Genomic DNA, 13,378 nt, shown 5'->3' with positions numbered 1-13,378 from the left:
ATCATGGACAAGGGCGCCGCCTTCTACAAGGATTTCGGCATGGGCCGCTCGCGCGGCACGATCCCGATCCAGATCGCCGGCAACGTCAAGCATGGTGGCCTGTTCGAGACGGCCTTCGGCCTGACGCTCGGCGAAATCGTCGACGAGATCGGCGGCGGCACGGCTTCCGGGCGTCCCGTGAAGGCGGTGCAGGTCGGCGGACCGCTCGGCGCCTATTTCCCGCGCACTTTGTTCGACACGCCGTTCGACTATGAGGAATTCGCCAAGCGCGACGGCCTGATCGGCCATGCCGGCATCACCGTTTTCGACGACACCGCCGACATGCTGAAGCAGGCGCGCTTCGCCATGGAGTTCTGCGCCGTGGAAAGCTGCGGGAAGTGCACGCCCTGCCGCATCGGCTCGACGCGCGGCGTGGAGGTTCTGGACAAGGTCGCGGCTGGCATCGAAGCGGAGAAGAACCTCGCTCTGGTCACCGACCTCTGCAACACGATGAAGTTCGGATCGCTCTGCGCGCTGGGCGGCTTCACGCCCTATCCGGTGATGAGCTCTATCACGCATTTCCCTGAGGATTTCAAGCCCGCGCCGGCGCGCGTGGCGGCTGAATAGGAGCTGGCAGATGAACATCAAGGCCGACTTCCCGACACTCATCCAGGAGATCGACTACGGAACGCCGGAGTCGAAAGCGACGAAGCAGGTCACCCTGACCGTCGACGGGCAAAGCATCACCGTGCCGGAAGGCACCTCGATCATGCGCGCGGCGATGGAAGGCGGGGTCGAGATCCCGAAGCTTTGCGCCACCGACATGCTGGATTCCTTCGGCTCCTGCCGCGTCTGCCTGGTCGAGATCGAGGGCCGCGGCGGCACGCCCGCCTCCTGCACGACGCCGGTCGGCGAAGGCATGGTGGTGCGCACGCAGTCGGACCGGCTCGACGCCATCCGCCGCGGCGTCATGGAACTCTATGTCTCCGACCATCCGATGGGCTGGAACGAGAAGGCCGGAACCGGCGCCAGCGAGTTCGACGCGGTGGCGAAGTCGGTCGGCCTCGCCGAGAACCGTTACGGCGTCGAAGGCCGCAACCACGTCAAGGAAGAAGGCGGCGTGGCGCCCGGCCATGGCTCGCTGGCGGTGGACTATATCGCGCGTGACGAATCCAACCCCTATTTCACCTATGACCCGGCGCAGTGCATCGTCTGCTCGCGCTGCGTGCGCGCCTGCGAAGAGGTGCAGGGCACCTTCGCGCTGACCATCGAGGGCCGCGGCTTCGAATCGCGCATGGTCGCCGGCATGCATGAGGATTTCATCGCTTCGGAATGCGTCTCCTGCGGCGCCTGCGTGCAGGCCTGCCCGACCGATGCGCTGCGCGAGAAGACGGTGCTGGAAAAAGGCATGCCGGAGCGCTCGGCTGTCACCACCTGTGCCTATTGCGGCGTCGGCTGCTCGTTCAAGGCCGAAGTGAAGGATGACGAGGTCATCCGCATGATGCCCTACAAGGACGGCAAGGCGAACCACGGCCATTCCTGCGTGAAAGGCCGGTTTGCCTATGGCTACGCCACGCACAAGGACCGCATCCTGTCGCCGATGATCCGCGAGAAGATCACCGATCCGTGGCGCGAAGTGAGCTGGGAAGAGGCGATCGCCCACACGGCGAAGGAATTCCGCCGCATCCAGTATCAGTATGGACGCACCGCGATCGGCGGCATCACCTCCTCGCGCTGCACCAACGAGGAGACCTATCTCGTCCAGAAGCTGGTGCGGCAGGGCTTCCGCAACAACAATGTCGACACCTGCGCGCGCGTCTGCCATTCGCCGACCGGCTACGGGCTCGGCCAGACCTATGGCACCTCGGCCGGTACGCAGGATTTCGATTCGGTCGAGTTCACCGACGTCGCCGTCATCATCGGCGCCAATCCGGCGTCCGCCCATCCGGTGTTCGCCTCGCGGCTGAAGAAGCGGCTTCGCCAGGGCGCCAAGCTGATCGTGCTCGATCCGCGCCGCACCGAGATGGTGAAATCGGCGCATATCGAGGCCGACTATCACCTGCCGCTGAAGCCCGGCACCAATGTGGCGGTGCTGACGGCGCTGGCGCATGTCATAGTCACCGAGGGCCTCTACAACGAAGCCTTCGTGCGCGAGCGCTGCGACTGGGCCGAGTTTCAGGACTGGGCGTCCTTCGTCGCCCTGCCGGAGAACAGCCCGGAGACGGTCGGCAAGCTGTCCGGCGTCGACCCTGAAGCCATCCGGGGTGCCGCGCGCCTTTACGCCAAGGGGGGCAATGGCGCGATCTATTACGGCCTCGGCGTCACCGAACACAGCCAGGGCTCGACCACGGTGATGGCGATCGCCAACCTCGCCATGGCAACCGGCAATATCGGCCGTCCGGGCGTCGGCGTGAATCCGCTGCGCGGCCAGAACAATGTGCAGGGCTCCTGCGACATGGGTTCCTTCCCGCATGAGCTGCCGGGCTACCGCCACATCTCGGGCGAAGCGGTGCGCGACATCTATGAGAGCCTGTGGGGTGTGAAGCTGGACGACGAGCCCGGCCTGCGTATCCCCAACATGCTGGACGCCGCCGTCGACGGCTCGTTCAAGGGCATCTACATCCAGGGCGAGGACATCCTGCAGTCCGATCCCGACACCAAGCATGTCGCCGGCGGTCTCGCCGCTATGGAATGCGTCGTGGTGCACGACCTCTTCCTCAACGAGACGGCCAACTACGCGCATGTCTTCCTGCCGGGTTCGACCTTCCTCGAGAAGGACGGCACCTTCACCAATGCCGAGCGCCGCATCAACATGGTGCGCAAGGTCATCGAGCCGAAGGCGCGCTACGCCGACTGGGAGGCGACGCAGGAGCTTGCCCGCGCCATCGGGCTCGACTGGAACTATACCCATCCGTCTGAGATCATGGACGAGATCGCCAAGACGACGCCGAGCTTCGCCGGCGTCTCGTTCGAGCTGCTTGACCGTGTCGGCTCGGTGCAGTGGCCCTGCAACGAGAAGGCGCCGCTCGGCACGCCGATCATGCATGTCGACGGCTTCGTGCGCGGCAAGGGCAAGTTCATCCGCACCGAATATGTGGCGACGGACGAGCGGACAGGCCCGCGCTATCCGCTGCTGCTCACCACCGGCCGCATCCTGTCGCAGTACAATGTCGGCGCGCAGACCAGGCGCACGGAGAACGTTGCTTGGCATGCCGAGGACCGGCTGGAGATCCATCCGCATGACGCCGAGGTTCGCGGCGTGCGCGAAGGCGACTGGGTGCGGCTGGCGAGCCGCTCCGGCGAAACCACGCTTCGCGCTCTGATCACCGACCGCGTCTCGCCCGGTGTCGTCTACACGACCTTCCACCATACGGACACGCAGGCCAACGTGATCACCACCGACTTCTCGGACTGGGCGACCAACTGTCCGGAATACAAGGTCACCGCCGTGCAGGTGGCGCCGTCCAACGGCCCGACCGACTGGCAGAAGGACTATAACGAGCAGGCCAAGCAGAGCCGGCGTATCGCCCCGCTGGCGGCAGCGGAGTAGTCCTTGGGCGCGCGCCGCAAAGCGACGACGCAAATTACGCGGCTCGCGCATCGCGCCGGCGGCACCGCGGCCGCGAACCGCATGGTGCCGGAAGAGACGCCGGTGGCGTTCTCCTTTGCCGGCACCACGCATGCGGTGATGATGGCAAGCCCAGCCGATTTCGAGGATTTCGCGCTCGGCTTCTCGCTGACCGAGGGCATCATCGCCGATCAGAAAGAGATCGAGGCGATCGAGGTCGAGGATCTCGGCGCCGGCATCGACATCCAGATCAGGCTGAAGGACCAGGCCAACACGCGCTTCCAGGCGCGGCGGCGCCGGCTGGCCGGACCGGTCGGCTGCGGCTTGTGTGGCATTGAGTCCATCGAGGAGGCGATGCGCTCGGTCGAGGCAGTTGGTGCGTCAAAACTTACGCTTCAAGCAGAAGACATCACCAGCGCCGTCCAGTTGCTGTCGAAGGTTCAGCCGCTGCATGCCGAGACCGGCGCGGTGCATGCGGCCGGCTTCTACGTGCCCGGCAAGGGCGTCGTGATGGCGCGCGAGGATGTCGGGCGGCACAATGCGCTGGACAAGCTCGCCGGCGCGCTGGCCAAGGCAGGCATCGATGGCGCAAGCGGCGCGGTCGTGGTGACCTCGCGCGTCTCGGTCGAGATGGTGCAGAAGACGGCTGCCATCGGCGCTTCGATCATCATGGCGGTTTCGGCGCCGACGGCGCTTGCCATCCGCACGGCGGATGCCGCCGGCATGACGCTGGTGGCGCTGGTGCGCGGCGACGATTTCGATATTTTCACCCACCCCGAACGGGTGGCTTCCGGAGTTGCCAAGCATGTCGCATGACGAAGACCACATCGCCAGCACCAGGGAAAAGCTGGTGCGCATGGCCAACCAGATCGCCACCTTCTTCCACTCGAAGCCGCGCGAGGAAGGCATTGCCGGGCTGGCGGAGCACATCAACAAATTCTGGGAACCCCGGATGCGGCGGCAGCTCTTCGAGCTGCTCGACGGCGACGCTGAGGATTTCGACGCGTTGGTGATCGCGGCCTCGGACAAGATCAAGCGGCCGATCTCCCCTGCGGAGGCCGACAGGAAGCTTGGGGTCACAGCCTTTCCGGCCGATATCGCCGCTTCGCAGGAATGATGTAGCGACCGGACGGCGTTATATTCCTTTCCGCTAAAGTTTAAGGTGCCGCTATCGGCACGGCTCTGCTATGGTTGGCGGCAGAAAGTCGTCTGGCCGGGCGGGGTAGTTCGCGTGAGGCCGATCGAGACCAGATACGCCCGTAGCGGGGATGTGCGGATCGCCTATCAGGTGATCGGCCAGGGCTCTTTCGATCTCGTCTTCGTACCGGGCTTCATCTCCAATCTCGACCTGCATTGGGAAGACGAGGGCTACAGCCGCCTCTTGAAACGGCTCTCCGCCTTCTCGCGGCTGATCCTGTTCGACAAGCGCGGCACCGGGCTATCCGACCGCGTCGACACCCGCCACCTGCCCAGCCTCGAGACGCGCATGGACGATGTCCGAGCGGTGATGGACGCCACAGGCAGCGGCCGTGCCGCTATCCTCGGCGCCTCGGAAGGCGCGCCGATGGCGATGCTGTTCGCCGCCACCTATCCGGAGCGGACGCGGGCGCTGGTGCTCTACGGCGGCTATGCGCATTTCCACAAATGGGTGATGCCGCCGGAACGGCTGGAAGCATTCATCGAGACGGCGGAAACATCCTGGGGCACCGGCGCGACCTTGCCCAATTTCGCGCCGGGCCGGGTCGACGATACCCACTTCACTCAGTGGTGGGGCCGGTTCGAGCGGCTGTCGGCCAGCCCGACGGCCGCTACGGCGCTTGCCCGCATGAATGCCGGCATAGACGTGCGCGACATGCTCGGGACGATCAGCGTGCCTACTTACCTGATCCATCGCCGCAACGACGCCCGAGTCGATCCCGACGCCAGCCGCTTCCTGGCCAGAAAGATCCCAGGCGCCCGCCTGGTCGAGATTTCGGGGCGCGACCACCCGATCTGGACCGGCGACGTCGACCGCGTGGCCGACCTGATCGAGGAATTCCTGACCGGGGAGCCGACGGTGGCCGTTGTGGAACGCGTGCTCGCAGCACTTCTGGTGACACGCATCTACGACACCGCGCGGCTCGGCGACCGCTTGTGGAGCGAACGCAGCCTGCGCTTCCAGGAGAACTGGCACATGCTGGTCGGCCGCCATGGCGGGCGCGTCGCCGGCACGCATGGCGAGCTGATGATCTCGCGCTTCGATGGCCCAGCGCGTGCCGTGCGCTGCGCGGCGCTGCTGCGCGAGGCGGCCCAGGAAATCGGCGTGGCAAGCGCGCAAGGGGTGCATGTCGGCGAGATCGAAATACGCGGACCGCCGACGGGGCTGACAGCGCGTGTGGCCATGCAGCTTGCCGCCCATGCCGAGCGCGGGCACATCCTCTGCTCAAGGCTGGTCGCCGACCTGGCCGCGGGTTCCGGGCTGCATTTCACCGATGCCGGCCGCATCAGCCTCGACGAATTGGACGAGCCGCTGGCGCTGGTGCAGGTGACGGCCGAACAGCATCTGGAGCCGGCCTGCCGTCCCAAGCCCAAGCCGGCCGAACCGGCAACGCTGACGGCTCGCGAGAGCGAGGTGGTGAGCCTGATCGCCGACGGCAAGAGCAATGCCGCGATCGCAGCCGAGCTCGACCTCAGCGAGCACACGGTCAAGCGCCATGTCGCCAACATATTGCTCAAGCTCGACCTGCCGTCGCGGGCGGCGGCGGCGGCATTCTCGGCCAGGCATGCTGGCCCGGACGGGCCATGAGAGCCATGGCGCTTTCGGGCGAAGCGGTCGGGACGCGTAGGAGGTATCAATTATCCCAATGCAGGCAGCCAGGAAGGCACTGCGGGGCCATGGAGAGACAAGATGTTGACCAAGACAAAGACGGTGGACGGCGCGGCGATCAAGAAGGCGATCGAGGGCCGTGACGGTAAGTTGCTGTCGAGCTTCTACACCGACGATGCGCTGGTGCGCGTCGTCGACCGCAACAACCCGCCGAGCAAGCCGCGCGAAATCCGCGGCCGCGCGGCGATCAGCATCTTCTGGGACGATATCTGCAGCCGGGCGATGACCCACAAGGTCGACGCCACCATCGCAGAGGGCGACAACCTCGCCTTCATGCAAGCCTGCGCCTATCCGGACGGCACCAAGGTGGTTTGCGCGGCGATGCTGGAGCTGAGGAACGGCCTGATCGCGCGGCAGACCGTCGTGCAGGCCTGGGACGAATAATCAACCGCGGACAAATCAACAGCGGCCTCGGCCGCAATGGTGAGGGAGAATCGAGATGTTCAGCGCCAGATGGCAGATCGACGCGAAGTTCGGCCACAAGCAGACCGCACTTGAGCTGATGCGGAAATGGGAGCGCGAGATCGGCTCGCAGGTCGGTTTGGCCGACCTGAATTTCCGGCTCATGACGGGTTCGATCGGCGCCCGCGAAGCGACGATCGAATCCCACCACGAAGTCGAAAGCCTGGCCCAGCTGGAAGCGTTCTTTGCCAAGATCGCGAAGATCGACGCGCACGCCAAATGGGGCAAGGAACTGGAGCCCTATGTGGTGTCGGGCACCAGCCAGTGGCAAATCTTCCGGATCGTGGAATAGTTGATTGCGAAATAGCCGAAGGCCGAAGAGGCAGCGGCGAACATGACGGGAAGAGTGGCTGCGAGGCAGGCGGCCACTCGACGTCACCGGATCGACCCAAATCGGTAACCGGGCACCCTCCGCTCGGCCATCCACTGCAGCCGCTTTGGCTGTCGTGTCATGGCTCTCCCGAGCCATGCCCCGCTGGTCCTTTCGGGCGAAGCGGCAGGGGCCGGATTGGTGCAATGTGCTCTTCCTGCAACATCCAACGCATTCGCCCGATGAGGCGAGCAAACGAAGCAACACATGCGTCGCGTCGGCGCGCCATGGCGCTGGCGCAAGCAAGGGAGCAAACCAATGACCGACGAAGCCCATGCAAGACTGCGTGAAAGCCTGCGCGGGGAGGTGATCCTGCGCGACGATGCCGGCTATGACGAGGCCCGCAAGGTCTATAACGGCATGATCGATAAACGCCCGCTGCTGATTGCGCGCTGCGCCGACGTCGCCGACGTGATTACCGCCGTGAAATACGCCCGCGACAACGACCTTTTGGCCGCCGTGCGCGGCGGAGGCCACAACGGCGCCGGATTGGGGATCTGCGACAACGGTCTCGTCATCGACCTGTCGATGATGAAGGGTGTCCATGTCGATCCGAAAACGCGCACCGTCAGGGTCGGGCCCGGCTGCAATTCGGGCGACGTGGACCATGCCACCCATCCCTTCGGGCTCGCTGTTCCGGCGGGCATCGTCTCGACCACCGGCGTTGCCGGCCTGACCCTCGGCGGCGGTACAGGCTATCTCACGCGCAGATACGGTCTCACCATCGACAATCTGGTCGAAGCCGATCTGGTGCTGGCCGACGGCAGCGTGGTGACCGCCAGCAAAGCCGAGAACCCCGACCTGTTCTGGGCGCTCCGCGGCGGTGGCGGCAATTTCGGCGTCGTGACCAGTTTCCTGTTCCAGGCCCATCCCGTGAACATGATCTTCGGCGGCCCGGTGTTCTGGGAGGCCAAGGATGCCATGGCCGTCATGCAGACCTATCGCGACTATCTGCCGGAGGCGCCGGAGGATCTCGGCACCTTTGTCGGCTTGAAGACCATTCCGTCGACCGACCCATTCCCGCGCGAATATTGGGGCAAGCGCGCCTGCGCCATCATCTCCTGCTACAACGGCACCGAGGAGGAGGGGCGCAAGGCCATGGCGCCGCTGCTCGACAATCTGCCGCCGCCTATCTTCAACTGGATGGGTGTGATGCCGTTCCCGGCCTTGCAGGCGATGTTCGACCCGCTGCTTCCGAAAGGCCTGCAATGGTACTGGAAGGGCGATTTCGTCAAGTCGCTTCCCGACGAAGCCATCGCGACCCATATCGCGCAGGCCGCCGCAGCGCCGAGCGAATTGTCGCTCATGCATCTTTACCCCATCGACGGCGCCGTTCGCCGCGTCGGCAAGAACGAGACGGCATGGAATGCGCGCGACGCGACCTGGTCGATGGTCATCGCCGCCATCGATCCGGATCCGGCCAAGGCCGCCGACCTCACCAAATGGGCCAAGACCTACTGGGCGAGCATCCATCCCCATAACGGCGAAGGCGGCTACGTGAATTTCATGATGGAGGACGAAGGAGAAGCGCGCGTGCAGGCGAGCTATGGCGCGAACTACGAGCGGCTTAGCCAGGTGAAGCGCATCTACGACCCGTTCAACATCTTTAGAGTCAACCAGAACATCAAGCCCGCAGCATCGGAGATGCAAGGGAGGACGGCCGCTTAAACCGCGTCGCGCTGAGCCGGGCTCAGGCGACGCGGTTTAAGTCTTTGTTTTGATGCATGTCGTTGTCCCAGAACCGCGCACACTTCTGGGCGACATGCATTAGTTCTTACGCCGCCTCCGCCCATGTAGGGGATAGAGGCCGGATTGCCATCGGATTTGCTACGGGCAATTGGCAATCCGGCCTCTCTCGCAAGGGACTAGCCGTGCGCCACCATGACGTGGCGGACAGCCGTGTAATCCTCCAGCGCGTAGAGCGACATGTCCTTGCCGTAGCCTGACTGTTTCAGGCCGCCATGCGGCATCTCGTTGGTCAGCATGAAGTGCGTGTTGATCCAGGTGCAGCCATATTGCAGACGAGCGGCGGTCGCCATGGCGCGCGCGACGTCCTTGGTCCACACCGACGAGGCAAGGCCGTAGTCGCTGTCATTCGCCCAATTCACCGCCTCGTCGACATCCGAGAAGCGGGTGATCGAGACGACCGGGCCGAACACCTCGCGGCGCACGATCTCGTCTTCCTGCAGCGCGCCGGCGACCACCGTCGGCTGGTAGTAGAAGCCGGAGCCCTCCCCCGGCTTGCCGCCGGTGGTGATCTCGATGTGCTTCAGCTCCGAGGCGCGCTCGACGAAGCTCGACACGCGGTCGCGCTGGCGGCGCGAGATCAGCGGGCCGATCTCGTTCTCAGTGTCGTCAGGCTGGTTGTATTTGATGGTCGAGACAGCGGAAGAGAGATCGGCGACCAGCTTGTCGTAGATCTTCTTGCCGGCATAGATGCGGCAGGCGGCGGTGCAGTCCTGACCGGCATTGTAATAGCCGAAGGCGCGCAGGCCATTGACCACGGCGCCAAGATCGGCGTCGTCGAAGACGATAACCGGCGCCTTGCCGCCAAGCTCCAGATGCGTGCGCTTGACCGATTTGGCGGCCGCCTGCAGCACCTTCTTGCCGGTGGCGACGTCGCCGGTGATCGAGATCATGTTGACCTTCGGATGGTTGATCAGCGTGTTGCCGACGCTGTCGCCACGGCCGAGCACGACGTTGACGACGCCTTCGGGCAGGATCTCGGCGAGGATCTTCGCCAGCTTCAGCGATGTCAGCGGCGTCTGCTCCGAAGGTTTGAAGACGACCGTGTTGCCGCCGCCGACCGCCGGCGCCAGCTTCCACGCCATCATCATCAGCGGATAATTCCAGGGCGCGATCGAAGCGACGATGCCGATAGGGTCGCGCCGCACCATCGAGGTGTGGCCAGCAATATATTCGCCGGCCACCTGACCGGGCATCGAGCGCACCGCGCCGGCGAAGAAGCGGTAGCAGTCGACGATCGCCGGGATCTCGTCGTTGAGCACGGCATTGATCGGCTTGCCGCAATTCAGCGCCTCGAGCGCCGCGAACTCCTTGGCTTCCGCCTCGATCCGATCGGCGATCTTAAGCAGATAGCCGGAGCGCTGCGCCGGCGTGGTACGCGACCAACTGACGAACGCTCGCTCGGCGGCTGTCACGGCCGCTTCGATCTGCGCCGGGCTTGCTTCAGGCAGGTTGAGGATGGTTGCCCCGGTCTTTGGATTGAGGATCGGCTCCTCGGTTTCGGTGCCCTTCTCGAATTTCGAGCCGATGAGCATCTGGGTGTCCATTGGGTTTCTCCCTGATTAGGAGCGAATAGGGAGTAGCGAATAGGGAGATCGACAGCCGAACCCTATTCGCTACTCGCTATTCGCTACTCGCTGTTTTCATTTCCCACTCCCCGCGATCTGGTCGCCGTCGCGGGTCAGGTAATAGGCAACGAGGATCGGCAGCAGCGTCACCAGCACGACGACCATAGCAACGACATTGGTGACCGGGCGCTGGCGCGGACGGATCAGCTCCTCCAGCATCCAGATCGGCACCGTCTGCTGCTGGCCGGCGGTGAAGGTGGTGACGATGACCTCGTCGAAGGAGAGCGCGAAGGCAAGCATGCCGCCGGCGAGCAGGGCGGTTGCGATGTTCGGCAGCACGACATGCCGGAAGGTCTGGAAACCGTCGGCGCCGAGATCCATCGAGGCTTCGATCATCGATCCCGAGGTGCGGCGGAAGCGGGCGACGGCGTTGTTGTAGACGACGACCACGCAGAAGGTGGCGTGGCCGAGCACGATCGTCCAGAACGAAAAGGGAATGTCGGCCAGCGAAAAGGCCGAGCGCAGCGCGATGCCGGTGATGATGCCGGGCAGCGCGATCGGCAGGATGACCAAGAGCGAGATGGCCTCGCGGCCGAAGAAGTGGGTCTGCGAGACGGCGGCGGCGCAGAGCGTGCCGAGCACCAGCGCGATCGCCGTCGAGATGGCGGCGACGCGGACCGACAGCGTTAGCGCATCCCATACGTCCGGCCGGTTCCAGGTAACGGCGAACCATTGCGTGGTGAGCCCCGGCGGCGGCCAGACGAAACTCTTCTCTTCCGTCGTGAAGGCGTAGACGAAGATCAGCAGGATCGGCAGGTGCAGGAACAGCAGGCCGCAGGCGGCGGCGATCTTCAGGCCGAGCGGAGCACGTTGGCCACGGTCAGAGCGCATCGAAAGCCCCCATGCGCTTGGCGCCCCAGAGATAGAAGCCCATGATGACGATGGGCACCACGGTGAAGGCGGCGGCCAACGGGATGTTGCCGGCGGTGCCCTGCTGCGAATAGACGGCCTGGCCGATGAAGAGGCGTGACGTGCCGATAATCTGCGGGATGATGTAGTCGCCCAAGGTCAGCGAGAAGGTGAAGATCGAGCCGGCGACGATGCCGGGCAGCGCCAGCGGGAACAGCACGTTGCGGAAGGTCTGGCCGGGCGAGGCGCCGAGATCGGACGAGGCCTCGACCAGGTTGCCGGGCACGCGCTCGAGCGCGGCCTGCACAGGGAGGATCATGAAGGGCAGCCAGACATAGACGAAGACGATGAAGGTGCCGGTGAAGGAGACCGACAGCGAGTTGCCGCCGACGATCGGCAGCGACAGCCAGGCGTCGAGCAGCCAGAGCAGGTTCAGCTTGGCGAGCAGCCAGGTGAGGATGCCTTCCTTGGCGAGGATCAGCTTCCAGGCGTAGATCTTGACCAGGTAGCTGGACCACAACGGCAGCATGACGCCGAGATAGAACAGCGCCTTCCAGCGGCCGCGCGCATAGCGCGCCGCGTAATAGGCGATGGGGAAGGCGATGACCGCCGAGGCAAGCGTGACGAGTGCCGCCATCGTCACCGTACGCAGGATGATGTCGAGATTGGCGGCCTGCAGCAGATCGCCATAAGTCTTTAGCGTGAACTCGCGGTTGATGAGGCCGGAGAACTCGTCGATCGAGAAGAAGCTCTGTGCCAGCAGGGCGAAGAGCGAGCCGATATAGACGATGCCGAGCCACAAAAGCGGCGGGGCGAGCATCAGGGTGAGCAGGAATTTCGGGCGGCGCCAGAAGAGGTCGGAAAGCGCGCCGCGCATGCCGCCGCTGCCTGGCAGGATGGCGGGAGTGGGGTTGGACTGAACAGCGGCGATGGTCATGGCGCCACCGCGTGTTGAGGGCGATCGTGGGAGAGGCCGCGATCCTTCGCCCCCCTCTCTGTCCTGCCGGACATCTCCCCCTCAAGGGGGGAGATCAGCAGTTTCTCGGCCTCGCCAATTCTGACACGTTGGAGATTGGCGAAACCCGAAGGGACAGCCAATCTCCCCCCCTGAGGGGGAGATGTCCGGCAGGACAGAGAGGGGGGCCTCGCACAAGCCTTCATCACGCCGGCTCATCCATCAGATGCAGGCTATCGCGGTTGAAGGTGAGCGTCACCGCCTCGCCTTCGGCCGGCAGCGCCGTTCCCGCCGGCACCACCGCGTGCAGCCTCAACCCCTCGGCATCGAGCGCCAGCCTTGTCGTGGCGCCGAGATAGTTGGTGCCGACCAGGCGCGCGGCGACGCCGTCGCCACTGGTCGCGCTTGAAACGCGGATGGATTCCGGGCGCAGGCTGCCCCAGCGATGCTGGCCGGAATAGCGCTGAACGAAATCCGGCGGCAGCACGTTGGACGAGCCGACGAAATCGGCGACGAAGCGCGTGTTCGGCCGCTGATAGATATCTTCCGGCGTGCCGACCTGCATGATCCTGCCGTCGTTGAAGACGGCGACGCGGTCGGCCATGGACAGCGCTTCGCCCTGGTCGTGGGTGACGAAGACGAAGGTGATGCCGAGCGCCTTCTGCAGCGACTTCAATTCCTCCTGCATGTTCTCGCGCAGCTTGAGGTCGAGCGCGCCGAGCGGCTCGTCGAGCAACAGCACCTTGGGCTGGTTGACCAGCGCCCGGGCGAGCGCGACGCGCTGGCGCTGGCCGCCGGAAAGCTGGCCTGGGCGGCGCGCGCCATAGCCCGGCAGGCGCACCAGCGACAGCGCTTCCTCCGCAGCCTTCAGCCGCTCGGCCTTGCCGACGCCCTTGACCATCAGGCCGTAGGCGACGTTGTCGAGCACGTTGAGATGCGGGAACAGCGCATAGTC

Annotated in this window: 12 protein-coding genes; 8 read left to right on the top strand and 4 right to left on the bottom strand. The window is 64.9% G+C overall.

Going from position 1 to position 13,378, the window contains the following annotated elements:
- The 8 genes from EOA24_RS11495 to EOA24_RS11460 form a co-directional block, all read left to right on the top strand.
- The coding region (locus EOA24_RS11495) for an NADH-ubiquinone oxidoreductase-F iron-sulfur binding region domain-containing protein (protein WP_281059881.1) at positions 1–606 on the top strand (606 nt) is incomplete at its 5' end.
- A gap of 10 nt (positions 607–616) precedes the next feature.
- Positions 617–3,529, top strand: coding sequence for a formate dehydrogenase subunit alpha (gene fdhF / locus EOA24_RS11490; protein WP_126079700.1), 2,913 nt, complete (start codon positions 617–619; stop codon positions 3,527–3,529).
- A gap of 3 nt (positions 3,530–3,532) precedes the next feature.
- On the top strand, positions 3,533–4,363 hold the full coding sequence (gene fdhD, locus EOA24_RS11485; RefSeq protein WP_126079701.1) for a formate dehydrogenase accessory sulfurtransferase FdhD: 831 nt from the start codon (positions 3,533–3,535) through the stop codon (positions 4,361–4,363).
- Positions 4,353–4,664 (top strand): formate dehydrogenase subunit delta, encoded by a 312-nt coding sequence (locus tag EOA24_RS11480; protein ID WP_126079702.1) that lies wholly within the window; start codon positions 4,353–4,355, stop codon positions 4,662–4,664. The genes fdhD and EOA24_RS11480 overlap by 11 nt, the downstream gene beginning before the upstream one ends.
- Before the next feature lie 114 nt (positions 4,665–4,778).
- Positions 4,779–6,332, top strand: a complete 1,554-nt coding sequence (locus EOA24_RS11475; protein WP_126079703.1) for an alpha/beta fold hydrolase — start codon at positions 4,779–4,781, stop codon at positions 6,330–6,332.
- 102 nt (positions 6,333–6,434) lie between these two features.
- Positions 6,435–6,797: a nuclear transport factor 2 family protein gene (locus tag EOA24_RS11470; RefSeq protein ID WP_126079704.1), complete on the top strand. Its 363-nt coding sequence runs from the start codon at positions 6,435–6,437 to the stop codon at positions 6,795–6,797.
- Positions 6,798–6,852: 55 nt separating this feature from the next.
- Positions 6,853–7,167 carry a hypothetical protein gene (locus EOA24_RS11465; protein WP_040993821.1) on the top strand — a complete coding sequence of 105 codons (315 nt, stop codon included), beginning with the start codon at positions 6,853–6,855 and terminating at the stop codon, positions 7,165–7,167.
- Between the two features lie 336 nt (positions 7,168–7,503).
- Entirely contained in the window at positions 7,504–8,913 is a 1,410-nt protein-coding gene (locus tag EOA24_RS11460; RefSeq protein ID WP_126079705.1) for an FAD-binding oxidoreductase, read from the top strand.
- Positions 8,914–9,110: 197 nt separating this feature from the next.
- On the opposite strand, the gene EOA24_RS11450 is transcribed toward EOA24_RS11460, so the two are convergent.
- The 4 genes from EOA24_RS11450 to EOA24_RS11430 all read right to left on the bottom strand — a co-directional run.
- Positions 9,111–10,538, bottom strand: coding sequence for a gamma-aminobutyraldehyde dehydrogenase (locus EOA24_RS11450; protein WP_126079706.1), 1,428 nt, complete (start codon positions 10,536–10,538; stop codon positions 9,111–9,113).
- Positions 10,539–10,634: 96 nt separating this feature from the next.
- On the bottom strand, positions 10,635–11,450 hold the full coding sequence (locus tag EOA24_RS11445) for an ABC transporter permease (protein WP_126079707.1): 816 nt from the start codon (positions 11,448–11,450) through the stop codon (positions 10,635–10,637).
- Complete coding sequence (locus tag EOA24_RS11440) at positions 11,440–12,345, bottom strand: ABC transporter permease (RefSeq protein WP_189342111.1); 906 nt, start codon at positions 12,343–12,345, stop codon at positions 11,440–11,442. Before EOA24_RS11440 ends, EOA24_RS11445 begins: the two co-directional genes overlap by 11 nt.
- A gap of 283 nt (positions 12,346–12,628) precedes the next feature.
- The coding region (locus EOA24_RS11430) for an ABC transporter ATP-binding protein (RefSeq protein ID WP_133374496.1) at positions 12,629–13,378 on the bottom strand (750 nt) is incomplete at its 5' end.

Source organism: Mesorhizobium sp. M2A.F.Ca.ET.039.01.1.1, assembly GCF_003998035.1.
Taxonomy (GTDB): Bacteria; Pseudomonadota; Alphaproteobacteria; order Rhizobiales; family Rhizobiaceae; genus Mesorhizobium.
This window is presented reverse-complemented; position numbering and strand designations above follow the sequence as displayed.